The organism is Aliarcobacter skirrowii CCUG 10374 (assembly GCF_003544835.1).
Lineage (GTDB): Bacteria > Campylobacterota > Campylobacteria > Campylobacterales > Arcobacteraceae > Aliarcobacter > Aliarcobacter skirrowii.
In genome coordinates this window covers 1,221,876-1,245,508 of record NZ_CP032099.1, presented here as the reverse complement: position 1 = coordinate 1,245,508, position 23,633 = coordinate 1,221,876, and the positions used below count along the sequence as shown (strand labels likewise).

Below are 23,633 nucleotides of genomic sequence, written 5' to 3'. Positions count from 1 at the left end.
ATGAAAAAAATACTAAGATTTGATAGTCTAATTATAATTAATGAAAGAAATAGAAAATACTCTTATTTTAAATTTGAAGATGGTTTAAATGTAATTCATGGAAAAAATACCTCTGGTAAAAGTACATTAATTCAAAGCCTTCTTTATTCTATTGGAATAAATGATGTGAGTAATAATTTATCAGATATTTTAAATAATAAATTAATCTTTAGGTTAGATTGTACTATTAATGGTAGTAAATATATTTTTATTAGAGATGAAAATAATTTTTATGTAAAACATGATAAAAAAATCGAAAAGTTTTATGGAATTAATTCGGATTTATCTGTAGAACATATTAAACTTAAAGAATTTATTAATAACCTTTTTAATTTTAAGTTAAAACTTGAAGGAAATGGAGTTTTTAATGCGGCTCCTATTGAAGTTATGTATTTACCTTATTATGTTTCTCAAGATATGGGCTGGATTAGCCTTAGAAGTTCTTTCAAAAATTTGCAATATTATAAAAATTTTAAATTCGATTATCTTGATTATTACTTGGGAATAGATAATCCAGAAAATAGAGAAGAAAAACGAAAATTAGAAGAAGATAAAATTTCTTATAAAAAAGAGTTGGATTTTTATGAAAATTTTGAACTTAAAAACAATTCATTTAAAGTATCAAAGTTTGCAGATGAAGAATTTATGGAACAGGCAAAAAAGTATCTTGAAGAATATACAAAAGGACAAAATGATTTAAAAAAATTTCAAGATAAAGTTCTAGAATTATCAAATGCTTTAAGTTATTATAAAACTAGAAAGCAAATTCTTACTAAAGTTAAAAATAATCAATTAAAACAAAATCCAGAAGATGGTAAGTGTCCTGTTTGTGAAAATAAACTTAATCCAAAACTAGAAAACATATATAATTATCATCAAGATATAAATGACACATTTTCTCAAATAGAAGAAGCAGATGAAAAAATCAAAGATATTCAAAGTCAAATAGATTCAATGTATAAAAAAATAGAAAATACAAAATTAGAATTGAGTAGGAAATATCAAGTAGTACAAGAATATCAGAAAGAAGAAGTTAGCTTTAAAAATTGGATAACAAATAAATCAAATTTAGAAATATTAAAAAATATTGATTTAAAAAAACAACAAGCAAAAAATAGCCTTAATGAAATTTTAATAAAACTAAAAAACTATAAAACAGATAATGATTTAAGAAATAGTAGGTTAGATAAAGATAAAGAGTTTGAAAACTTATTTAGAAGATATTTAAATATATTAGAAGTTAAAAATAAACATTTATTTGAATCTTCAAAATTCTTAACTTTATATAATTCTTATCAATTCCCTACACAAGGAGTTGAAAATCATAAGGTATATTTAGCATATAACTTTGCCTTTAATAAATTTATTGAAAAAAACTCCTATGTACATAGATTGCCATTTTTACTTGATGCAATTTTTAATGAAGATATAGAAGATGATAATAGAAAATTAATTATTAAGTTTATACAAGAATACTCTCCAAAAGACACCCAAACATTTATTACAGTAGCTGATTCGGAAAAGCAAAAGTGGACAATTTCTGATAATATAGATAATGCTAATTTTATAAATATTGGGGAAAATAAGAGAGAAAGAGCTTTGTTAGAAAATGATGATTTTAAAGTTATAGAAGAATTGTATTTAGAAATACAAAATATTGTAACTAAAGTGTAGAATAAATAAAGGAAATGCATGAAAATAAAAATTAAGAATTTTAGAAGCTTTAAAGATATGGATTATATTGATATAAAACCTATAACTATACTTATTGGTAGGAATAGTTCAGGGAAAAGTTCTTTTTTAAGAACATTTCCAATGTTAAAACAGAGTTTTGAAGAAAAAACTAGAAGTCCAATTTTACTTTACGGTAATTATATAGATTTTGGAACATATGAAGATATAAAACCAAATTTTAATAAAGGAGATAATAATGATAATTATGAATTAGGGTTTGTATTTGATAAGAATATTTTTGATGAAGTTAAAAAATATTCTTATAGAGCAGATTATAGCAATAGAAATAATTTTATATATAAAAAAAATGAACTTTTTGATATAAAGCTTAATATTGTTTTTGAACAAGATAAAAAAGATTTATTGTCTATAAAGCAGATGCAATATGGACTTGGAAATAATAATATAATTTTAGAAATTAATCATTCTGAAAATAAATTAGGTAAATTAATTATTAATAATGAAGAAATCATTAATATAAAAGATAATATTAAATTTTTTGATAGAGATGATTTTGTATTTGATTTTTATAAATATAATAATGAACATAGAATCGGATTTGAAAAAATTATTACAGAAAAAATTAGAGATTTTATAATAAAAATAACTAATAAATATAATATTCATAATAGAGATATTTTAAAGAAAAAATCAAATTTTGAAGAAATGATATCAAAATTTCTTGGAGACATTAATCCTGAAGAACTTAGGCAAATTATTGAAAAAATTGATAAAGAAAAATTAGGTGAATTAATTGATTCGGAAAAGAAAAATACATTAGAAAATATAATATCAAAAGTACAATCTATAAAAATTATTGATGATGAAGAAATTTTAAGAATATTAAATGAAGAAGTTTTTAAAGTATCAAAAATAACTTTTATAAAAGATACAAAAGATTTCCATGAATTAAAGAATTTAATAGTTTTATATAATTTTATAGATAAATTTATTTTACCTATTTCAATTTATTTTAAACAAACATTTTTAAATGTTAAGTATATAGCTCCATTAAGAGCAACAGCAGAAAGATATTATAGGATACAACATTTATCAGTAAAAGAGGTTGATCAAAATGGGACTAATCTACCATCTTTTTTAGATAGTTTAAGTGAAAAACAAATAAAAGAATTTCAAGATTGGACAAAAAAGAATTTTGATTTTTTTGTGACTATTTCTAAACTAGGAGGACATTATTCTATCAAAGTGTCTCTTGTTGATGGAATAGAAATAAATTTATCTGATATGGGATTTGGATATTCACAAATTTTACCAGTTCTTACCCAATTATGGTATTCATCTACAAGGCATGACATTAATAGAAGAATAGGATTGAATAATATACAAAAAATTATTGTAATTGAACAACCAGAATTACATTTACACCCAGAATTCCAGGGAAAATTTACAAATATGTTAGCTCAAGTTTTAAAATATTCAAAAAAGAATAATATAGATTTAAGAATTATTATTGAAACACATAGTGATGTTATAATAAATACTTTAGGAGATTTAATTATAGAAGAAGATATAAATCATGATCAAATAAATATAGTAATTTTTGATAAAAAATCCGAAGAACAACCAACTAACATAAGACTAGCAAATTATAATGAAGAAGGAAATCTTGTAAATTGGCCTTTAGGTTTCTTTCAACCTTCTTTATGAGATATAAGAATGGTTTTAAATATAACTGATAAATTAATTGATAGTAGAAGTCATATTAATGATTTTTATAAATTTTTTGACAACATAATGATTGCATACAATGAATCTAAACATATTATTTGTATAGCACCTAAGAAAGTAAATGAATTACTAAATGATGATGATATTTCAGAACATACTAAAAAATTATTGTTACATTACAAATATCATGCTAAACCAAATAATTTAATAAATATTAAATTATTTTTTAATTTAATAATAAATATTGTTGAAAATGAAGAGAAACTTTATATAGAAGATGGAATCGAATATAGAAATATTTTATATTGTAAATTTTTAGATACATCTTCAATTCAAAAAACAATTCTTTTAGGAGAAAATAGTGATGATATACCTATTTATGAAATATTTGTAAAATATTATCAATCAAAAAATAATTTAAATTCATTTAAAATCATCTACACTAAAAGAGGAGGAGGAGGTAATACTATAAATCAAGAGTACGAAAATATTTATACAGAAGGAGATAGTTTTTGTTTATGTTTGTTAGATAGTGATAAAAGGTATCCTTCTCAAACTAAATATGGAGATACAGCACAAGCAGTTGTTGACATAGATAAAAAGTATAAAAAACAAAATAATTTAAATTATAAAATAGGATATTATATATTACAAGTATTAGAATTAGAAAATTGTTTACCTAGAGATTTTTATTTAGAAAAATATTCTGATAAAACTCATATATTTTTTAAAATTGATCAAATTATGCAAAAAAACACTTCTTTTAGAAAATACTTTGATTTTAAGGATGGAATAAGTTGTAAAGCAAGATTTGATGAAACAAATAATCAAATAATTTGTAAACCATATTTAAAAGATTACTTTTGTCCTATTATTGAAAAAGAAAAATTTTATAAAGAAGGAATTTTATTAGAAGGTTTTTCTAAAAAAATACTAAAAGATTTTATTAGTTTTGATAGTAACAAACTTATAAATTTTATAGATAATGATAGTTTCATTAGTGATTATTGTAATGATTTAGGTAAATATATCTCATCTCATGTTTTAGTACCTCAAACTTTAAGAGCAATATAAAATAAATACAAGGAGAAAATATGGAAAACTTAAATGAAAAAGAGATTATACAAAACAATAGAAAGAAGCATAATCTTAAGAAAATTGACACAAAAGAGATAAGAAATAGTGTATTGATAAATAACACTTATTATGCTTTTAAAAATAGTTTTTTATTAGGATTTAATCCTATATATAATCTTGTCTATCTTGGGATAGTTGTTGCAATATATTTTACAGAATATAATCTATTATTTGGTGCTTTGATTATAGGATATTTAATATATCTATATTTATTCGTAACTTCAATAGGAAAAAGAAGTAGAAAAGCTTATAATGAATACTTAGAAGATAAGATGCTAAATATATATAATAAAGAGTTAGCAATATTAAATTTCGTTCCTGAAAATGTAGATTATCAATCAATAAGATTGATAGAAGTTTCTGGAGTAAATTATGAAAATGCAAAGTATAATTTAATCAAAGTTGCTTTTAGTTTGAAAGCAGATGGAATAATAAGTTTATCATCAAGCTCAAGCTCAACTTCTCATGTAGTTGGTGTTAAAGATTCAAAAGTTGAAACAGTTCATAAGTCTGTTGTATATATGCAGGGTATGGCTATAAAGTTAAATTAGTGAGAAACTTATTATGGAATCAATAATTGAATATTTGAAAGTTATAGTACCTATTATAATTATCTTAGCTGTTATTTTAAAAATTATCTCTTGGAATAATAAATATCTTATGACTCACATAAATTTTGGGAAATATAAAGGTAAAAAATGGAGTGAAGTACCAAATGATTATCTTCTTTGGATTATAAATAATCATTCAAATAATGAATATAGAAAAAGAGCAAAAGAAGAAATTGAAAAGAATGGAGAGCTAAAAGTTGTTGAAAAAAATCAATCAAATGAATCTATTGGTAAAATATATGACCAAGATGGAAATATTTCAACTGATGAAGAGATGAATGAACAACTAAGACAAGCAATAAGAGAATATCATAATAATGTATCATCAGATGATTCTCATCAAAAACATTTAGAAAAAATAAAACAAAGTAAAAATACAACTATAATTGAACCAGAAGGAATATATTTTAAAGGTGAATTTATTGCTAATGAAGAAGTAGAAGAAATGGAAAAAAAGAGAAAAAATTAATTTAGTAGGGGGGATTTTGGAAGAAGAAGATTTTTTTTTAGAAGACACTATTGATGCTATTCCAAATGATGGTTATTTAGTCGTTGAGTATAATAATACTGTCTTATGCAGTGTACATGTTCATTCTCCAGATGAAGAAATACTTCTAAATCCTGAAAATGCTTACAGTAGTACAGAAGGATTTGAAAGTTTTCTAGATTTAGATGGCAATAAATATTATATATCAGTTTATCCAGGATTTAATAAAGTAAGATATGAGATAGCATATGATGAAGACATTAATAATATAATAAATATAGACAAAGCAAAAGAATTTTTTAAAAGTATAACCGTAAGATTTATAAATTATAAAGATTATATTACACAATTAAAATTTTTTACAATTAAAACAAGCAAAGAAAAATGGATAAAAGAATTAGTAAATTTTTTTGAACATAAAAATACAGATGATATTTTTCAGATTGAAGGCTTAACTCAATTATCTAATGATGTGGAAAAAGATAATTTAATATTTATAGTTGCTGGTGGAGATAAAGGAAAAATAAAATTTGATTATGTTCAAGGTTTATATGGGGTAGCTAAAGTTGTAAAAGTACCATATAATAAAATAAATAAGTCATATACAATAGATGTTCAATTTATTTATTTCTTTAATAAAGTATTAACAAGAAAAATATTTTCTAAATATGAAAATTTGTTTGATGTACCAAATGTTGGTCCTAGTACAAAAGGTGAACAAAATCAAGCTATAAGTGGAATTACAATTGAACAAGCAAAATCTATTATGTTAGCTTCAGCAGAAATAACAAAAATATCTAACAATATATTATTTAGCTTATTTCCTTGGGTAAAAGATGAGTATCAATCAATAGCTACGGAAAATTATAAATCACTTATTGATACTTTACCACCTGCACTAAATGTAATTAGTATTGCTAAAGTATTTGCTAAATATTTAATAAATTATAATTCTAAGCATACAACAACTCTTATTGGAATATTTGGTATGTGGGGAAGAGGAAAAACATATTTCTTTGATAAAGTTAAAGAGTATATTTTAAATACAAATAATGAAGAAAAAAAGTTCTATTTTTGTAAATTTCAACCTTGGAAATATCAGAGACAAGAAGCTACATGGGCATATTTATATCAAAAAATATTAGAAAGTTATTTAGAAAAAGATATAAAATATTTAGATAATAGTTTCATAAAAAAAATACTTAATTATCAAGGTAAATTGGCAGAAAAATCTAAAAGAATACAATGGTTATATAAAATAATTACTTCTATCAATATAGAACGAAACTATAAAATTTTAGCATTAAATATTAAAAGGTTAGGTGCTACTAAACTAGTATTTTCTTCTATGTTTATATTAATGGCTGCGATATGGATTTTTTTTATACCTTTTGATCAAAAGTTAAACTTTCTTAGTTGGTTAATAGGTTCTATCGGTATAGTGGGTATGATTTATATGTATAAATCATACTCATTTTATATGATATCTCGTCATACAGCAAAGAATATTATGGATATGTATGGAAAAACTAATGATTATTCAAATTATTTGGGTTTTCAAAGTGAGATAGAAAAAGAACTAAGTTTATTACTTCAAGCATATATAGATGAAAAAAAAGAAAAATTAGTTTTGTTTATTGATGATTTAGATAGATGTAATGAAAATATACTAATAGATATTATTGATGGTCTTAAACTAGTTCTTGATAATGAAGAAATTAATTCAAGATTATTAGTAGTAACAGCAGTAGATGAAAGAATATTAGAAAAAGCTATAGAACATAAATATTTAAATAAAAAATTACCTACTAATATTGGAACTAGAGAATATATAGAAAAATTCTTTTTAATGGGGATAAAACTAAATCAACTTAATAATAGTGATATTGATGAATTAGTTGATATTTATACAGATAAATTAAATTATAAATTAGATGAAGATGATGAATCAATACCTGAAATAGAAGAACCTTTAATTGAAAATGATTTAAATATTGATGCAGAAATATCAGGAGATATTATTGGCGAAATTGGCTCTGATGGAGTTCCTCCTGTAATTATCCAATCAAACGATGGAAATGTAAGACCTTTATTTGTTAATAATCAATTAAATATAGAATCTTTAGTATTAAAAGGTGAAGAAGTACAATATATCAAAGAAATATTAAAAAAAGTAGGGTTATTAACACCAAGAAAAATAAATATGTTTATTCATAGATATTTGATTTTTAAATCTTTAATTTTGGAGATTTTAGATGATAGTAAATATGAAAAGTTTCATCCTAAAATGCTTGTTGAATTTGTTGTAATGAGTCAAAATGAAGATAAATTAAATAAGTTTAAAGAACATTATAAAAATAATATGGATTTTGAAATATTTATACCATTAGATGAATTTTCAACTGAAAAAATAAATAGAGAGCATTACATTATTTTAATTAAATTTGCAGAAATGGTATCTCCATTTTAAAAGGATGATTTTGTTTTATAATATTGAAGATGAAGAATTAAAAGCTAAATATATAGAATATTTGAAACTAACAGGCTCTTTATCAAGACTATTTTCAGATAGTTTAGCACCTTATTTGTACTATCGTGCTGCTGAAAATATATTTTGCTTAGGATTTGAAGCAGAAAATTTATCTAGATCTGATATTTCAATAGATGCAAAGAAAAAAAATATTGGATTTGGATTAAAAACTTTTCTTCATGGAAATGGAAAAACATTTCAAAAAGTTGCAGAATTTAATGCGATTAGAAATGAATATGCAAATAAATCAGATAGGGAAATAATAGATTTTATTTCTCAAGCTAGAAATAAAAGATTAGATATCTGTTTAGAAGGATATGGAGTTGATAGTTTAATATATCATTGTTTAACTAGAAGTGATAATTTAATATCTATATATGAATTTCCTATGGACAAAGTTCAAATAGATGGCATTAAAAAGATTGTTAGAAATAAAAATACAATTCAATTTGAAGATGGGATAAATGAGTACTCTTTTAATCTTTCAAAAAGCACTCTATATAAAAGATTTATTTGTAAAGATAGCTTAGAAGATATAAAAGTAGATATTTTAGAAAATCCATTTGAAGTATTAGCAAATTTAAGTGTTTCACAATCATCTATTTTAAAAGAAGTAAGTACTTATCCTTTTATCTATTTACCTTTATATGCTCCAAGTTCAAAAGATTTAGAACCAGGAGTTGCAAGTGGTGTAAATCAATGGAATGCAGGTGGACGAGATAGAAACCAAGATGAATTATATATTCCAGTTCCTGCATGGATACATAAAAAGTTTGAAGGATTTTTCCCTGATAACAATTATGATAAATTTGAATTAGAATTACCAGATGGACAAATATTAAATGCAAAAATGTGTCAATCTGGACAAAAAGGTCTTATGTCAAATCCAAATAAAGCTTTAGGTAAATGGGTTTTAAGAGATGTACTTAAAGTACCAGTTGGAACTTTAGTAGATAGAAAATATCTTGATATGATAGGGATAGATTCAGTTATAGTATTTAAAATATCAGATACTAAATATAAGATAGATTTTGCTTCTACAGGTAAATTTGAAGAATTTAAGGATACCCATGAAAATTGAAAATAATGAGTTTACAGTAACTAATAAAAAAGCTTATAAAGAAATTAGAACTTTTAAAGAAAATACAGTACAAAAAGTATTTGATTTTGCCTATGAGATGAGTTATGGACAAGGTGAACATAGAGTTCATAGAAGTGGTGGTGAACTTAAAAGAAAAAATGGACAAATTTTTACAAATACATTTCAAGGAAAACTCGCTGAACTAGCAATTTATAATGAGTTTTTTAGTCTAAATAAAGAAGCTTTCTTTCAACTATCTCAACCAGATTTTAATGTTTATGGATTGGGGAAGTGGGATGATTTTGATTTGTCTTTAGGTGAAACAATTTTTTCAATTAAATCAACAAAGTTTTATGGAAATCTTCTTCTGCTAGAAACTAAAGATTGGGATACAAATGCTCAATATATACCTAATTTAAAAAAAACAGAAACAAGCCATTATGATTATATTATCCTAGTTAGGATTGCTGAAGATATTGAATCAGTTATGAAACAAAATGGATTGTTATATAGTAATGAAGTTGATAAAGAAAGATTGTTTAATATTATAAATGAGTACAAATGGAGCTATGATATACCAGGGTATATTACACATAATGATTTTGTAAATATAATCAAAAATGAACAAATAATTCCTAAGGGAGCAATATTAAATGGTAAAACTACTATGGATGCAGAAAATTACTATGAAGAAACAGGAAAATTAAAAGATTTTTTTGAGTTAGTAAAAAGCTTAAATAAACTTTTTTAACTCTACATCATACTCTTTAATACAATTGTTTGGATTGTATTGAGGAGTTTCACCTTTTAGTAAGCTTGTAATTCTTTGTGCAAATGGATAAATACCTACTGGAGGAACAGCATTTCCTATTTGTCTTCTAACTTCTGTTGTACTTCCTTGAAAATTATAATCATCTGGAAAACTTTGTAATCTAGCTCTTTCCCTATTTGTTAAAGGACGATTTTCTTTAAAATGATATCCCCATGTTCCACCACCACCAGATGCAATAACAGTATATGCCGGTTCATCTTCATGTAATCTTCTATAAATATTTGACATTAAACCTTTTACAGCATATGGAGTATTTTCTACAGCTTTAAAGTTTTTTCCTTGAGGAATAAGTTTTAATCTTTCTACTACCTTTTCACTTACTTTTAAATGTTGAGTATGGACACAATTTTTAGGTAAATTTTTAAAAGCTTCTTTTGAAGTAATATGATTATTTTTATGTGTAAATTCAGGTGGAATAAATTCAGTTTTTATATCATTTCTAATACCAATAAAAAGTACTCTTTCTCTTAGTTGTGGAACACCAAAATCTGCGAAGTTTACTAAAAATATTTTTAATTTATATCCATCTAATTCAAATCTTTTTTTAATAATTTTTACTGCTTCACCTTTATTTGCTGATAATATTCCTTTTACATTTTCAGCGATAAAAACTTTTGGTTGTAATCGCTCTACATATTTTGCAAAGCTTTCATAAAGTTGTCCATCTTTGTCATTTTTTATTCCTTCTTGTTTTCCAACAACAGAGAATGTAACGCAAGGAAAACCTCCTAAAAAAATATCATATTCATTAGGTTTATACTTTAGAATTTCTTTCTCTATATTTTCAGTAATATCTTTATGTAGTAATTTTGTATTTTTAAAATATTTTTTATTTTTATCTAATGAATTAATAGCATCTTTATTATATTCAAGTGCATACTCTGTAGTAAATGGTAATTTTGGAAAATATTTACCTAAAAAATCAAAATCTCCATGAAATCCTATGTCTAAACCACCAGCACCTGTAAATGTAGAAAATATTTTAAAATCCAATTATTATACCTTTTTCATATTTTTGTGAATTTTACTATTCCCAAGCTGCGATTTTGCTGAATTGAAATAAAAAATAATATACATATTTTATATTTCTTAATTTGTTTTTTAAGCTAAATAAAAACAATAACTATAAATACATAAAATAACTACAAATAAAGACAATAAAGACACTTTTTAAGCCTTTTTTATGGCTTTTTCTTTTATTTACATTCTTATTCAAATCATATAAACTTATAGAGCTTGGCAAGGCTTTCTTAAAATAGCTTGATATTAATTTGTCAAGCTATTTTACTTTATAAAGATTCCAAAAATGATTGAAGAAATTGATAAGCACAGGTGGAGAGCAAAAGAAGAAAAAGATCTACCTACTCTAAGATATAACAATTACAATTATGTAAAAGCCTTAATCTCAAAAAATCCACAATCTGTTGTTAAAATTATTGGATATAGAGAAGGTGCAAAAGAAACAAGAAATACTTTAGAATATATTGCAAGAGCTGGAAAAGAGAATGAATTAGAGCTAGAAGATGAAAATGGTTTAAAAATAAAAGGCAAAGATGCTATTGCTGGACTTGTAAATGAGTGGGCAGAAGATTTTGATGAGATAAATGAAGATTCAAAAAGAAAAAATAGAGATAGCACTCATATGATGTTATCAGCAGACATAGAACCAAATGAAAAAAACAAAGAGATATTAGAAAATGTAGCTAGAGAGTTTTTAAGAAGAGAATTCTTTGATAAAGGTTTTAGCTATACATTTGTAGCTCATATAGATACGCAACATCCTCACATTCATGTAGTAATAAAAAATAGACCTATAATGATGGAAATTAAAAAAGGAGTTTGGAAAAATAGAAAACTAGAATTGAATCCAAACGATTTAGAACATCTTAGAGAACAATTTGCAATAGAGATGCAAAAAAATGGTTTAGAGCAAGTTGTAACACTAAGAAAAGATGATCCAAATAAACATCTTGAAGATATTAGAAAAAGACTTTTTGGAGATAAAGATAAAAACTATAAAGGAATAAAAGAAAAAATAGAGTGGTATCAAGCAAAACTTCAAGAAAAAGATTGGAAGTTTGAAGATAAAAATATAAGACAATATTCTGCTTATTTGCAGATGGAACTTATGAGAGTAAAAGAGCAAATTAAAAAATCTAGAATATCTATATCTGAAAAAACAAAATTAAATATTGAACATAGAGAGCTTATGAAAGCTCTAGATTTAGCAAGAAAAAATCAAGAAGCAGAGCAACTTAAACAGATGGTTCAAAATTTTAAAGATAAGACTCTTGATAAAGTAGAACAGTATCAAAAAAGAAATTTGACTTTAGTTGAACTTTTAGAAAGAAATATAGAATCATATCAATCTGTAAAAAAAGAAGCTGGTTTAAAAATTGAAGAGAAACTAATAAAAATTAAAGAAAAACTTGAGAGTGATTTTCCATCTTTGAGTGTAAAAGATGCAGAGTTTTTAGGAATAGACACATCAAATCTTATAACCTTTACTAAAAAAATATCACATAAAGAAAAAGTATTAGTTAGCGATATAAAAGCTTCTAAAGATATTTATGAAGAAGTTGATAAAAGCTATGAAATAGAAATGGTAGATTTAAAATCATTGGATTTAAAAAATATAAATTTAAACCAGGATAATAGTAAATTAAAAGATGAAATAATTCTTAGACAAAAAGCAAATAAGATATCGAAAACTTTAATAAATATTACAAAACAATTAGATAAACAAAAAAAGAATATATCAGAAAACCAATACAATTTTTTACAAAAAAGAATTACTAAAATTCAAGAAAAACTTATTTCAGATTTTCCATCATTAAGTGTAAAAAATGCTAAATATTTAGGAATAGATACAACAAATCTTATAACATATGAAAAAGAGATTAAATATAAAGAGAAAATTTTAGCTAGTGATTTAAGTACAAAAAAAGAGTTTGTAGTAGAAGAGATAGAAAAAAGCTCTATAGTTGAAAATATTGACCTATTAAATATAAATTTAAAAGATATTGAATTTAAAGAAAATGGTATTAATGAATATTTAAATAAATCAAAAAAAGCATTAGCTATTTCAAAAGGTATTGATAGCTTAATTCAAGCTGTAGATATTGAGCTTACAAATAATCATATTTCAGCTACACATTGCTATAAACAACAAGAAAAGCTATTAAATATCAAAAAAAGATTGGAGAGTGATTTCCCATCTTTAAGTATAAAAGATGCACAATTTTTAGGAATAAATACTTCAAATCTTCCAAAACTTGAAAAGTTTGAACTAAAAAAAGAAGATGGATCTATATTTGTAATTGAAAATATTGATTTAGAAAAGTTAGATTTAGAAAAATTATCTAAAAATATAGATATTGATTATAAACAAGAGATAATAAAATTAAAAAGTTTAGATATTCAAAATCTTAAAGATGATAAATATTTTGATAAATATTCAACAGCTTCACAAAAAGCTATAGAAAATAAAGATCTAAATAGCTTTGATGAATTACAAAACTTATATAAAGTTGATAGCTCTATTACAGTAAAAGCTTATGGAGAAATTTTAAATATTTCACCAAGAGAGGTAAATATTTCTCTTTGGGAAAAATTAGGAGAGAATAGAGAAAGCTATGATTTAGAATCTCTTAAATTGATTATTGAAGTTCAAAATAAAGACTATCAAAAAGAGTTTGTAAATATTTATATAGATAAATTAAAAACAGAGTATGCTTTACAAAAAGAGATGCCAGAAAATGAACATGAACTTGAATCATATTTTAAGTCTCTTGATAATTTTGAGAAGCTTTGCGATGAATTTAAAATAGAATTTAATGAAAATAAAGAAAAATTAGAGAACTTCAATAATATTAAACATCTATTAGATACGGGACAATTTGTAAGTGCAAATAAATTATTAAACTCTTTAGATGAGTTTGATAGATTGGCTTTAAAATCATATTATGAAAATGCTATAGATATACATTCACAAAACTTTGATGAAATGGATATTATAAAAAACAAAATTGATTTTGAAATAGAGCTTAGAGATAAAGAATATATTATATCTTCTGAATTTGGTGAAGAGTTACCAATATCAAATACAAAAAAAATAGATATAGAGACAGTTAAATTTGAACATCCATTTGATAAAGTGGAAATTGATTTTGAAGTAGAAGATAAAAAAGATATTGAAATTGCACCAGGTGAAATATTTGATTTTAATAAAGCTATAACAATTGAGAAAAACGCAGAAAAATTTAGACAAAAAATAAATGAAAAAGAGAAATTAACACAAGATGATAAAATACTACAAAAATTAGAAGAGATTAAAAGGTATATAAATAAAACAAATCCAAATCTATCTATAAATGATGCAAAGTTTTTAGGAGTAGATACAAATAATTTAGAAAAATATACAAAAGAGATTTCATATAAAGTTTTTGATTTTTCTAGCTCTCAAGATATGAAAAAAGAGTTTGAAGAATTTACAAAATCATTTCCAGATTTTTCAAAAAATATATTAACTGAAGCCATAAATAAACAAGAGATTAGCTTTGAAAAGCTAGAACTAATAGGAATAAAACCTACACAATTTAAAAATATATCAAAAGATGATTTTACAAATAAAAAAATAGATTTAAAAAACAATATAGAGCTGCTAAAAGAATTTAATGAATTATTAAAAAAATTTCCAGAACTTGCAAAAAATGAATTAACTAAATCATTTGAAAAAGGTAATATTACAACTGGAAGATTATCAAAATATGGAATGATTCCAGAGAAATTTAAAAATTTTAAAGATACGCAAATAAGTGATAAAACTGTAAAAATTGATTTTGTAGATTTTGAGAAGAATAATATCTATAAAAAAGATTTTAAACTTATCATACCTGGTGAACAAGAAATCAATATAACTAATAATATTAAAAATATAAAAGCTTTTACACTTGAAAAAAGTGATTTTTTTAAAGAAAAAGATTTAAATCTTATAAAAGAGGATGACTTAAATCTATATAACTTAAAACATTTAAAAGCTTTAGAAAATAGTGAGATAGGATATTTTACAGTTAAATCTACAAGTAGTAAGATGCTACAAGCTCAAGCTGGATTAACAAGTTTATTATCTCAAGCAAATGCTATTGAAAAATCTTTTGATGAAGTTGATAAAAGTAAAGTATCTATTATTGAAAAGATTGATCATAAAAAAATATTAAAAAATCTAAAAAAAGATTTTATAGAAAACATAGCAAAACTATCAAAAGATGCAGAAGTTATACTTGATAATTCTTTATTGATTCAAAAAAACAAAGATGTTGAATTTGAAAATAAATATATCAATGAAGGTTTAAAAAACTTTAGTGATAATCCCAAAAAACTTGATGATGCCTATGTAAAGGAGTGTAAAAAACAAAACAATTTTAATATTGACTATGAAGAATTTAAAAAAGTATTTTTAAAAAATGAATTAAAAGAAGATAAAAAAAGTTTAAATACTACATTGGAAAACTACAAATATACATTAGAAAAAAGCTTAAAAGTGATTAATAAAGAACTTGGAATATTTGATAGAGCAAAAAGCTCTGTTGTGATAAAAGAGCAGCTTAAAAAGATTGATAAAGTTCTATCTAAAGGAATAGAATTGACATAGAGTTTTAATAAATTTTGTTTTTCTAAAATAAATTGGATTTGGATATAATTTTTTGTGAGGTTTTGCCAAAGGCTGCAACCTCTGGCAAAAATTCTACCTCTCGAAAAGAGGTGAGATATTTGTCTCGAATTATTTTCATTGTAATTATACTATTTTTTATAATAATAATCAAGGCTTACTAAGCCTTGCCCCTTTTGGGGTTACTTTGAATTAATTCCTCCTTTGGCAGTTAAAAAATACCACTATATGTTTGTAAAGCAAGTAACTCTAAAAGGATTGATTACCCTTAAACTCTTTAGCTTCTTGCATAGCTTTTAGAGTATCTTTATTGATTAAATCTTTTTGTATTTTATGAATTTTTGATTTGATTTTACCTTTTCCTTTAAAAAAAGGGTTAATCCATATTAATTCACTATTATAATTTCTCCAGTGTCCTCTAACAATGAAAGTACAGTTAAATCCTCTTATTTCTTTTTTAATTTTAAGTAAATTTAACTGTTTAATCTCTTCTATTTTATCTTCATTATTATGAAACCTTATTATATATTGAAAAATTGAAAAACAATTTAATATAGTTTCATAAGATACATTATCAATGTTTTGTCTTACTAATATATCACCAATTCTTTCTTTAGAGGATATATCAAGCAAAACATCTTTTAAAAAACTTTTGCTTGAAAAAGTTAATATGTTATTGATTTCATGAAAATAAATTTCAATAAAGTTATTATCTTCATTTATTAATTTAATTATTCCTTCTTTGAATGGTAATTTAATATCATCTATTAAAAAATTAGAAAATATCACTCTTAAGTTTTCTAAATTAAATATTTCATTATAAGCTTCAATAATTATTGGGATTTCTTTATTTTCTTTAATAATAAATGGTTTTTCTCCATTACTTATCCAATTTTCTAAAATAACTCTCAAGTCATTACGATATTCATCTTTATAAAATTCTTGTAAAGATATTTTTAATATATTTTCTATTTTAATATATTCAAAGTTTAGACCAAACCAGTTATTTTTTTCTAGCCCATTAATAAATTTAATATAATCTAAGTCCATTAAACAAGCATAGTAATATTTATCAACTTTTAACATTTGTAAACTTTTTGCAAGGTTATCAAGTTGTTCTGAAATATATTTTAACTTATTATTTTTAATTTTTTTTTCATCAATTAAAATTTTTATTCCATATTTTATTTTTGATAATTTCATTCTAATCTTCCTATTCTGCTTAATAATTGGACTATTTTAAAATTACCCAACCATCATCAGAAAGCTTTAAAACAATTTTTTTATTTTTTGTTGTATCTATTTTATACCAATTTGGTAAGTTTTCAAGTTTTAATTCATAATCAACTTCAGTAACTTTTTGTCCCACAAAATCAACTGGTTCAGTAAATCCAATAATTTGTTTAACCTTAGGCTCACCAAAACAAAATTGTTCATTTTTATAATGCTCTTTTCCAAGTTCTGTTAAATCATATGTATTGATTTCAACTTTTATGTCTTGCCCCATAAAAGCACCTTTATGCATTTTTACTTCAGTTTCTTCTGTAATTAAGCCTAAATCTACATATTTTTGTAAATGTTTTTTTCTTAGACCAGTATTATCTACAAAAGGAAAATTATTCCCTAAATATGAACAAGAAAAAATATCCTTATTTTCAGATAAATACTTATTAATAACTGGTTCAAAATTCTCTTTAGTAGCTGCTTTTGGATCACTACAACCTAATAAAATTAATGCTAAAATAGTTGCACTAAGTATTTGTTTTTTCATTTTTGCTCCTCTATGTATTTATTTAATATCTCTTACAATTCATCAAAATTAGGAATATCAGCTCTTAAAAGCTTCCTAAAATAATCTTGTCTTACAGAAAAACCAATCTCTTTTATCTTTTCATCTATTGCAGCTAACTGACCTTGTGAAAGATAAATATTAACTGGAGTATTTAACTTCTTTGTAAACTTTTTTGGTCTTCCTTTAGAACTAGATTCTTCTAGCTCTTTTGTTTCAATAGATATATTTAAATCATCTATTTTAACTGGTTCAATATTTCTCTTTGCCAATTTAACTCCTTTATATTAATTAATATTTAATTATACTATATAATATTATTAAATACTAACTTAATCTATATTTTTTTTAAAAAATAGATATACAAAAAAGCAGCTAATACAAAAATTTAAAAATATTATAGTAGATATAGCAATATATTCATTTTTCATATTTGCTCATTTCTAAAATTACAAATCAGTTCTTCCAGGAACTTATCTATATTAATATATTTAATCTCTTGCTCAAACTTATTTTTCAACTCTTTTTGTTTTGCAGCTTCATCAACTAATCTTCTCATTAAATTTGTTTTTGGAAGATATAAAAGAGGAAATCTAATAAATCCATTTACTTCAATATGCTCATTAAACTCTTTTATCTTCTCTTCTTTTATATTTTTATCTGTTATAAATGCACCATTTAAAACAAATATTATCTTAGCTTTAATATTACTCTTTAATATTAGATGAGCTGTTCTCATACTCTCACTAATACTCTCATAATCATCAAAAGATGGAATGATATAAAAATCACTTTTTAGATCAAGTAATCTCTCATCAAAATAACCACCCAAATCACAAATCAAGTAATCAGATTTTGTCGTAATTGTTTGCTCAGTCTTACTATCTCTTAAAATTAAACTATTTTCTTCTCTTTGTATAGTTTTATTTTCTGGAATATTAATAGTTGAGATAGCATTATATGCTTCGCTATCTCTTTTTTTATCAAAATTCAAAATAGTTGAATTTAACTTCTCTGCTAAAAGTCTTGCAATAGAACTTTTACCACCACTTCTTAAATTTGCTAGTGTAATTAGTTTCATTTTAGCTCCTTAATCTATTTTTAGAACTTCAATTTTATTTATTGTTCTATTTGAAAATTTCTTAAAACATTTTGCTCTTGCTTCATCAATTTCATTCGCTTCAATTGTAGTAATTGAAATGATATGTGAATACGGCAATTTAAAGCTAACTCTAAATGTAAATTTTTTAAAATCCATTTATTTCTCCTTTTAATTTTTAATCAATTTTTGGCTATAGTTTGCTCTTAAGAATTCTGTAAATTCTTTCATAGTTCTAACATTGTTCGCCATCGCCAAATTTTGAACTTGTTGGAACTCTTCTAAACTTTCAAATACATATTTCCCAAATTTCATATTTACTCCTTTTAATATTATTTAGTATTAATTAGCATTTATTAATATTAATTAATACTTGTTAAAATATTACTTTATTTAATATTAATTAATACTTAAAAACATTTATAAACATTAATTAATATTTTCAATATACTCAAAATCACTTCCACACAAATTACAAGTAATATCTAAATTCTTTTTACCCCAAACACTACAACCACATTCGCAACAATATTTACTTTTATTTTTACTCTCTTCCAGGGCAACTTCTTCAATATGTAAAGTATCCTTTACGATATCTCCAATAGTTGTATATAAAGATGTTAATATCTCTTCTTCATTGTTCGTATCAATCATCTCTTTTATATCTTCTTCATCAAGCTCTTCATCATTTATTATAAAAGTAGATTTATTTGAATATCTATCAAACCACTTTAAAAATAGTCCTTGTTTAAAAATATCAATACATACTTTTTCAAATATTCCATTTTTTAGAGGATAATCATTCATCTTTTGACCAGTTTTTTTTCCACCAGGAACTCCAGTTGAACTAGGAACTAATCCTAAGCTTTCCATTTTGTCAGCCCACTCTTTATTGTGATAACTTCTTTGTGAAGGAGTACCAAATTCATATTGCCAAAGATGAACCATTTCATGAACAATTGTTTGAAATATTTCTATAAAGTTAGAGCTTGAGAAATATGAAGGATTTAATGCTAATTCGTGATTTTGTTTACCTTTACTATTAATCCATCTATTTGGACTAAAATATCCCATTACTCTTTTTTGCCTTGTGATAGTAATAATACAATTTGGAAGCTCATTTGAAAAAAGTTCTTTATTAAAAATATTATATATCTCTTGAAAGTATTCATAATATTCTAAAGTTGTAGATTTATCTTTTTGCATATCTATAACTATCTTTTAATATTTTTGAAGCAAAGTAATTACATTCTTTTCTTAGTAAATTCTCAGTGTGGCAATTGATAAAAGAAAAATTTACTTTATGATTTATTACAAAATAAATTGAAGGTACAGAATATATCTCTTGCATAAGTTCTGTTTTGTAAGTTTTTTCATATTCTTCCACCGAAATAAATTTTGTTTGAAATTTGTCTTTAAATTCTTCAAAAACTTTATAAAAATAAAGTTGTTTTTTTTCTGCTTTAAAATTATCAATTCCAACTTCTTTAGCAATTTCTTTTATTTTAGCTATTCCAATATTGTAATTAATATTGTATTCCTCTAGTCCCACTACTAATACATAGTTATTTGGATTTTCTTTAGATTTATTTTTCTTCATATATTCCCTTTATATCGTACTATATAAACGGAATATTAGAAGAATTTGGAAATTAAAAAAAGAAGTATAAAAATTTTATATTGGGTGGTATAAAAAATTTATACTAGTCAAAATAAATAAATTATACTAGGTGGTATAAAAAATTTATACTGGGTGAAATAAATAAAAAATATGGGGAGGTATAAAAAATTTATACCACTTAGCAGTCGAAAGCATTATATGAAGATAGCTAGAAAAATCTTTTTGCTACAAATACAGAGTTACAATTACAAAGTTTCATATAAAAGTAACAGCTACATTTTAATTTTAAAATAAATATGATTTTATAATATTAAATTGTATTATTTTAGTTATTATAAATAATAGAAATAAATAATGAGAATAAATGAAATGTATAATATGTAGAATAGATGAAAATGAATTTAAAAATGGCAATAAGTTTTCAGATGAACATGTAATACCAGATTCTATAGGTGGGTATTATCACATTTTTTCTGTTTGCAAAGAATGTAATTCAGGATTAGGTAATAATGTAGATAACAAGTTAGTAAATCATTATTTAGCTGATTTATTAAGATATGAATTAAAAATAAGAGGTAAAAAGGGTAATATACCAAATCCATTTGAAGGTACTCATATACTAATGGATCATGAGGATACAAAGGTTAGAATAAATCTAAATTCTGAAGGTAAACTGAATACATATCTAATTCCAAAGGTATGTACAGAAGATATTTCAAATGGAACAAATATTAAAATACAACTAGATTATGCAGATAAGAATAAACTAAAAAAAATACTATCTGATATTAAAAAAAGAAAAAATATTGGGTTTGATATTGATAAAATATTAGCTGAACAAACAAATGAAATTATAAGTTTTCAACCTTTAATTAAAATGGAAAGAACTTTTAATACTATAGACTTTAAAATTGCTTTACTAAAAATTGCTTATGAGTTTGCAGTAGATACAATTAAAGATTATTTTAGTGATGAAATAGCTGTAGAAATATCAAGAAATTTATACAATATATGCAAAGGACATAAAATTGACTATGAAAAAATTGATAAATTTTTTATAGGAGATGGTATCTTAAGTAAAGATTTGATGAAAATGTTTGAAGACATAGTGGATTTAAATAAGGAAAGACATATTTTAGTATTAAATTGTATTCCTAATATAGGAATGGTTTGTATTGTATCATTATATAAACTTTTTACAATAGCTGTTAAATTAACTGATAGGTTTTATTTTCATAATAACATATTTTTTTTATTTAATAATTTAAATAAAAAAAATTATGAAAAACTAGATATATTTCAATTATTTAAAAGTATTTCAGGAAAAGAAGAAGTTAAATTTTTATATCATTTTAAAAATAAATTGGAATATGATAAATGTTGTAAATTAGGAAAAATAAATGAAGAACTTTTTTGTATTAATAAACAAATTGTATTTTTTGATATGAATTATATTATTAAATATAAAGATATTGAAGAAATATTTTTTAAATATGCAAAAGATATAGTATTTAATTACTATAAAAATACATTAACAATGGAATTATTTTTAAAAGAAGAAATATATGTAAAGTTTTTATCAAATAATTTATATGTTAAATTAGAAGCGATTAATCTATATAAAGAAATTATACGCAAATATTAAATTTTTAACTTCTAGTAAGGTTGGCACGATAATAAATAATCAATATTTTCAGAATTTATCTTAAAATTTTTTTTGAAATTATTTATTTCCTGGATTGTTGCTTCCGTTTGAATAATTTCAATGGCATATTTTTCTAGTTCTGTAAATGCATTATATTCTTTATTAAATAAGCTTAGAAGTTTTTCAACTGTAAAATGTAATTTTTTATCACCAATAGAACTATTAATAGTAGATAACAACATTGGATTATATTTATTAATACTCATATATTAAATTCCTTAAATATTTATTATAATTGATACTATTATATCAATTGATATGTAAAAATGAAAATATATTATACTAATTGCTATTATTTTATCATTTATAGTTAATAGAATTTTACTTCAAAGTATCAAAAACTTTTTTCAATCCTTGAGCTGCTACTTTTTGTTGAACTTTTGCATATCTACGAGTAGGGCGAGTAGAACTATGTCCTAAAATAGCAGCAACTACTTCCATACTATTATCTGTTTCATTTAATGATATTTCACCAATTAAATGTCTTAAATCATGTATTCTTATAGGTTTTGTAATTTCAGCAGCTTCCAATATTCTTTTCCAAGCCCATCTTAGATTTTTAACTTTATCTCCAGTTACTAAAGATTTAAAAACATAACCAGTTTTATCTTCTTTATTTGATAAAATTTCATACAGTTCATCTGTAATCTCATAACTCATATTTTTTTTAGCTTTGTTAATCTCAAATCCAATGTAATAAACTCTTTTCTCTAAATCAATCATATCCCAAGTTAAACTAAGAACTTCATCTTTTCTTCTACCATGAAGTAAAAATGTAAATATCTCTTTGTATAATGGTTCTTTAAAATCTATAATAGCTCTAAATAATCTTTTTGATTCATCTATGTTTAATGGATAATCTCTTAAATTGTCATATTTTGGTTTATCTACTAATAAAACTGGATTATTAGTTATATATTTATTTTTCATGGCATATTTAAAAATAGCAGATAGGTCAGCTAATAAATTATCAACAGTTTTTGGAGCTTTTGATTTTAATAAAGTATTAGCTAAATTTTGAATCTGAAAAGCTTGTATATTATTAATATATAAATTATCAAACACAGGTTTAAAATGAGTTTTATAATTGCTTTGTTTTGTTAAAATTGTTCTACTAGATACTGATTTAGAATTTTCTAAATGTTCTATATATATTTTAAATAGCTCTTTAAAAGTTAAATCTTTTTTTATATAGTTGTTATTTAAAATATCATTTTTTAACTCTTCTTTTTTTAAAAATGCAATTTTTGCATTTGTTTTAAATTCATCATTCTCATAGCCAATAATTTTTCTATACTTCTTGCTATTGATTGTAAAAGTAGCAACAAATACTTTACCTTTAATACTATCTTGATAAAATCTTATTCCTGGATAAATTGTTTTTGTAGTTTTTGGTATTGCCAATGGTGTCCTTTTAGGTGTCAAATATTAGTGTAAATATTTGTAAATATATAGAGTGAATACTAATATATAAAAACTTAAAACTCTTATAAATAGGACTATGTATTTAAAATTGTAAATAAATGAATATATAAGACATAAAGATTTCCTCCTAATGACGCGTGTTCGAATCATGCTGGGGTCGCCATCATAAAACTTTTAAACAAT

21 protein-coding genes are annotated in these 23,633 nt (G+C 23.2%); 10 read left to right on the top strand and 11 right to left on the bottom strand.

The genetic code is table 11. The features are described from left to right. The 8 genes from ASKIR_RS06505 to ASKIR_RS06470 are packed head-to-tail and all read left to right on the top strand — an operon-like array spanning position 1 to position 10,059. Positions 1–1,713, top strand: a complete 1,713-nt coding sequence (locus ASKIR_RS06505) for a hypothetical protein (RefSeq protein ID WP_115588278.1) — start codon at positions 1–3, stop codon at positions 1,711–1,713. Between the two features lie 18 nt (positions 1,714–1,731). Beyond that, positions 1,732–3,441, top strand: coding sequence for an AAA family ATPase (locus ASKIR_RS06500; protein ID WP_115588279.1), 1,710 nt, complete (start codon positions 1,732–1,734; stop codon positions 3,439–3,441). A 9-nt stretch (positions 3,442–3,450) separates the two neighbouring features. Continuing rightward, on the top strand, positions 3,451–4,536 hold the full coding sequence (locus ASKIR_RS06495) for a hypothetical protein (protein ID WP_115588280.1): 1,086 nt from the start codon (positions 3,451–3,453) through the stop codon (positions 4,534–4,536). 20 nt (positions 4,537–4,556) lie between these two features. Continuing rightward, the gene (locus ASKIR_RS06490; RefSeq protein ID WP_115588281.1) at positions 4,557–5,150 is read left to right on the top strand and encodes a hypothetical protein; all 594 of its coding nucleotides are present in this window, start codon (positions 4,557–4,559) and stop codon (positions 5,148–5,150) included. A gap of 13 nt (positions 5,151–5,163) precedes the next feature. Continuing rightward, positions 5,164–5,679, top strand: coding sequence for a DUF3820 family protein (locus tag ASKIR_RS06485; RefSeq protein ID WP_115588282.1), 516 nt, complete (start codon positions 5,164–5,166; stop codon positions 5,677–5,679). A gap of 16 nt (positions 5,680–5,695) precedes the next feature. After that, a complete protein-coding gene (locus tag ASKIR_RS06480) occupies positions 5,696–8,167 on the top strand; it encodes a P-loop NTPase fold protein (protein ID WP_115588283.1) in 2,472 nt (823 codons plus the stop codon). 10 nt (positions 8,168–8,177) lie between these two features. Next, on the top strand, positions 8,178–9,308 hold the full coding sequence (locus tag ASKIR_RS06475) for a phospholipase D-like domain-containing protein (RefSeq protein WP_206731236.1): 1,131 nt from the start codon (positions 8,178–8,180) through the stop codon (positions 9,306–9,308). Next, the gene (locus tag ASKIR_RS06470) at positions 9,298–10,059 is read left to right on the top strand and encodes a hypothetical protein (RefSeq protein ID WP_115588285.1); all 762 of its coding nucleotides are present in this window, start codon (positions 9,298–9,300) and stop codon (positions 10,057–10,059) included. Before ASKIR_RS06475 ends, ASKIR_RS06470 begins: the two co-directional genes overlap by 11 nt. Here the strand turns inward: ASKIR_RS06470 and ASKIR_RS06465 are convergent. After that, positions 10,042–11,133, bottom strand: coding sequence for a DNA cytosine methyltransferase (locus ASKIR_RS06465; protein WP_115588286.1), 1,092 nt, complete (start codon positions 11,131–11,133; stop codon positions 10,042–10,044). The two genes, ASKIR_RS06470 and ASKIR_RS06465, sit on opposite strands and share 18 nt — an antisense overlap. A gap of 313 nt (positions 11,134–11,446) precedes the next feature. On the opposite strand from ASKIR_RS06465, the gene ASKIR_RS06460 reads away from it, so the two are divergent. Further along, positions 11,447–15,793: a relaxase/mobilization nuclease domain-containing protein gene (locus tag ASKIR_RS06460; protein WP_115588287.1), complete on the top strand. Its 4,347-nt coding sequence runs from the start codon at positions 11,447–11,449 to the stop codon at positions 15,791–15,793. Between the two features lie 267 nt (positions 15,794–16,060). On the opposite strand, the gene ASKIR_RS06455 is transcribed toward ASKIR_RS06460, so the two are convergent. The 8 genes from ASKIR_RS06455 to ASKIR_RS06430 form a co-directional block, all read right to left on the bottom strand. Then, positions 16,061–16,897: a hypothetical protein gene (locus ASKIR_RS06455; protein ID WP_133296267.1), complete on the bottom strand. Its 837-nt coding sequence runs from the start codon at positions 16,895–16,897 to the stop codon at positions 16,061–16,063. A 148-nt stretch (positions 16,898–17,045) separates the two neighbouring features. Continuing rightward, entirely contained in the window at positions 17,046–17,582 is a 537-nt protein-coding gene (locus ASKIR_RS06450) for a hypothetical protein (RefSeq protein WP_115588289.1), read from the bottom strand. Between the two features lie 32 nt (positions 17,583–17,614). After that, positions 17,615–17,872 carry a hypothetical protein gene (locus tag ASKIR_RS06445; RefSeq protein WP_066351669.1) on the bottom strand — a complete coding sequence of 86 codons (258 nt, stop codon included), beginning with the start codon at positions 17,870–17,872 and terminating at the stop codon, positions 17,615–17,617. A 155-nt stretch (positions 17,873–18,027) separates the two neighbouring features. Further along, entirely contained in the window at positions 18,028–18,681 is a 654-nt protein-coding gene (locus ASKIR_RS06440; RefSeq protein ID WP_115588290.1) for a hypothetical protein, read from the bottom strand. Positions 18,682–18,690: 9 nt separating this feature from the next. Next, positions 18,691–18,858 (bottom strand): hypothetical protein, encoded by a 168-nt coding sequence (locus ASKIR_RS10275; RefSeq protein ID WP_165844109.1) that lies wholly within the window; start codon positions 18,856–18,858, stop codon positions 18,691–18,693. A 12-nt stretch (positions 18,859–18,870) separates the two neighbouring features. Continuing rightward, positions 18,871–19,014 carry a hypothetical protein gene (locus ASKIR_RS10270; RefSeq protein WP_164966863.1) on the bottom strand — a complete coding sequence of 48 codons (144 nt, stop codon included), beginning with the start codon at positions 19,012–19,014 and terminating at the stop codon, positions 18,871–18,873. A 114-nt stretch (positions 19,015–19,128) separates the two neighbouring features. Continuing rightward, positions 19,129–19,905, bottom strand: a complete 777-nt coding sequence (locus tag ASKIR_RS06435) for a SprT-like domain-containing protein (RefSeq protein WP_115588291.1) — start codon at positions 19,903–19,905, stop codon at positions 19,129–19,131. Then, positions 19,892–20,299, bottom strand: coding sequence for a hypothetical protein (locus ASKIR_RS06430; RefSeq protein ID WP_115588292.1), 408 nt, complete (start codon positions 20,297–20,299; stop codon positions 19,892–19,894). Before ASKIR_RS06430 ends, ASKIR_RS06435 begins: the two co-directional genes overlap by 14 nt. A gap of 385 nt (positions 20,300–20,684) precedes the next feature. Here ASKIR_RS06430 and ASKIR_RS06425 point away from each other — a divergent pair, with 385 nt between their 5' ends. Continuing rightward, a complete protein-coding gene (locus ASKIR_RS06425; RefSeq protein WP_115588293.1) occupies positions 20,685–21,965 on the top strand; it encodes an HNH endonuclease in 1,281 nt (426 codons plus the stop codon). An 11-nt stretch (positions 21,966–21,976) separates the two neighbouring features. On the opposite strand, the gene ASKIR_RS06420 is transcribed toward ASKIR_RS06425, so the two are convergent. Together ASKIR_RS06420 and ASKIR_RS06415 are read right to left on the bottom strand one after the other, a co-directional pair. Then, positions 21,977–22,231, bottom strand: a complete 255-nt coding sequence (locus ASKIR_RS06420) for a hypothetical protein (RefSeq protein ID WP_115588294.1) — start codon at positions 22,229–22,231, stop codon at positions 21,977–21,979. A gap of 115 nt (positions 22,232–22,346) precedes the next feature. Then, complete coding sequence (locus ASKIR_RS06415) at positions 22,347–23,429, bottom strand: tyrosine-type recombinase/integrase (RefSeq protein WP_164966862.1); 1,083 nt, start codon at positions 23,427–23,429, stop codon at positions 22,347–22,349. Positions 23,430–23,633 lie beyond the last annotated feature (204 nt).

Bases quoted from the DNA above. Each gene is read 5' to 3' on its own strand.
- ASKIR_RS06435 (WP_115588291.1), bottom strand. From the start codon at position 19,905: ATGCAAAAAGATAAATCTACAACTTTAGAATATTATGAATACTTTCAA.
- ASKIR_RS06505 (WP_115588278.1), top strand. From the start codon at position 1: ATGAAAAAAATACTAAGATTTGATAGTCTAATTATAATTAATGAAAGA.
- ASKIR_RS06485 (WP_115588282.1), top strand. From the start codon at position 5,164: ATGGAATCAATAATTGAATATTTGAAAGTTATAGTACCTATTATAATT.
- ASKIR_RS06495 (WP_115588280.1), top strand. From the start codon at position 3,451: ATGGTTTTAAATATAACTGATAAATTAATTGATAGTAGAAGTCATATT.
- ASKIR_RS06425 (WP_115588293.1), top strand. From the start codon at position 20,685: ATGAAATGTATAATATGTAGAATAGATGAAAATGAATTTAAAAATGGC.
- ASKIR_RS06430 (WP_115588292.1), bottom strand. From the start codon at position 20,299: ATGAAGAAAAATAAATCTAAAGAAAATCCAAATAACTATGTATTAGTA.
- ASKIR_RS06450 (WP_115588289.1), bottom strand. From the start codon at position 17,582: ATGAAAAAACAAATACTTAGTGCAACTATTTTAGCATTAATTTTATTA.
- ASKIR_RS06455 (WP_133296267.1), bottom strand. From the start codon at position 16,897: ATGTTAAAAGTTGATAAATATTACTATGCTTGTTTAATGGACTTAGAT.
- ASKIR_RS06440 (WP_115588290.1), bottom strand. From the start codon at position 18,681: ATGAAACTAATTACACTAGCAAATTTAAGAAGTGGTGGTAAAAGTTCT.
- ASKIR_RS06470 (WP_115588285.1), top strand. From the start codon at position 9,298: ATGAAAATTGAAAATAATGAGTTTACAGTAACTAATAAAAAAGCTTAT.
- ASKIR_RS06460 (WP_115588287.1), top strand. From the start codon at position 11,447: ATGATTGAAGAAATTGATAAGCACAGGTGGAGAGCAAAAGAAGAAAAA.
- ASKIR_RS06490 (WP_115588281.1), top strand. From the start codon at position 4,557: ATGGAAAACTTAAATGAAAAAGAGATTATACAAAACAATAGAAAGAAG.
- ASKIR_RS10270 (WP_164966863.1), bottom strand. From the start codon at position 19,014: ATGAAATTTGGGAAATATGTATTTGAAAGTTTAGAAGAGTTCCAACAA.
- ASKIR_RS06420 (WP_115588294.1), bottom strand. From the start codon at position 22,231: ATGAGTATTAATAAATATAATCCAATGTTGTTATCTACTATTAATAGT.
- ASKIR_RS10275 (WP_165844109.1), bottom strand. From the start codon at position 18,858: ATGGATTTTAAAAAATTTACATTTAGAGTTAGCTTTAAATTGCCGTAT.
- ASKIR_RS06500 (WP_115588279.1), top strand. From the start codon at position 1,732: ATGAAAATAAAAATTAAGAATTTTAGAAGCTTTAAAGATATGGATTAT.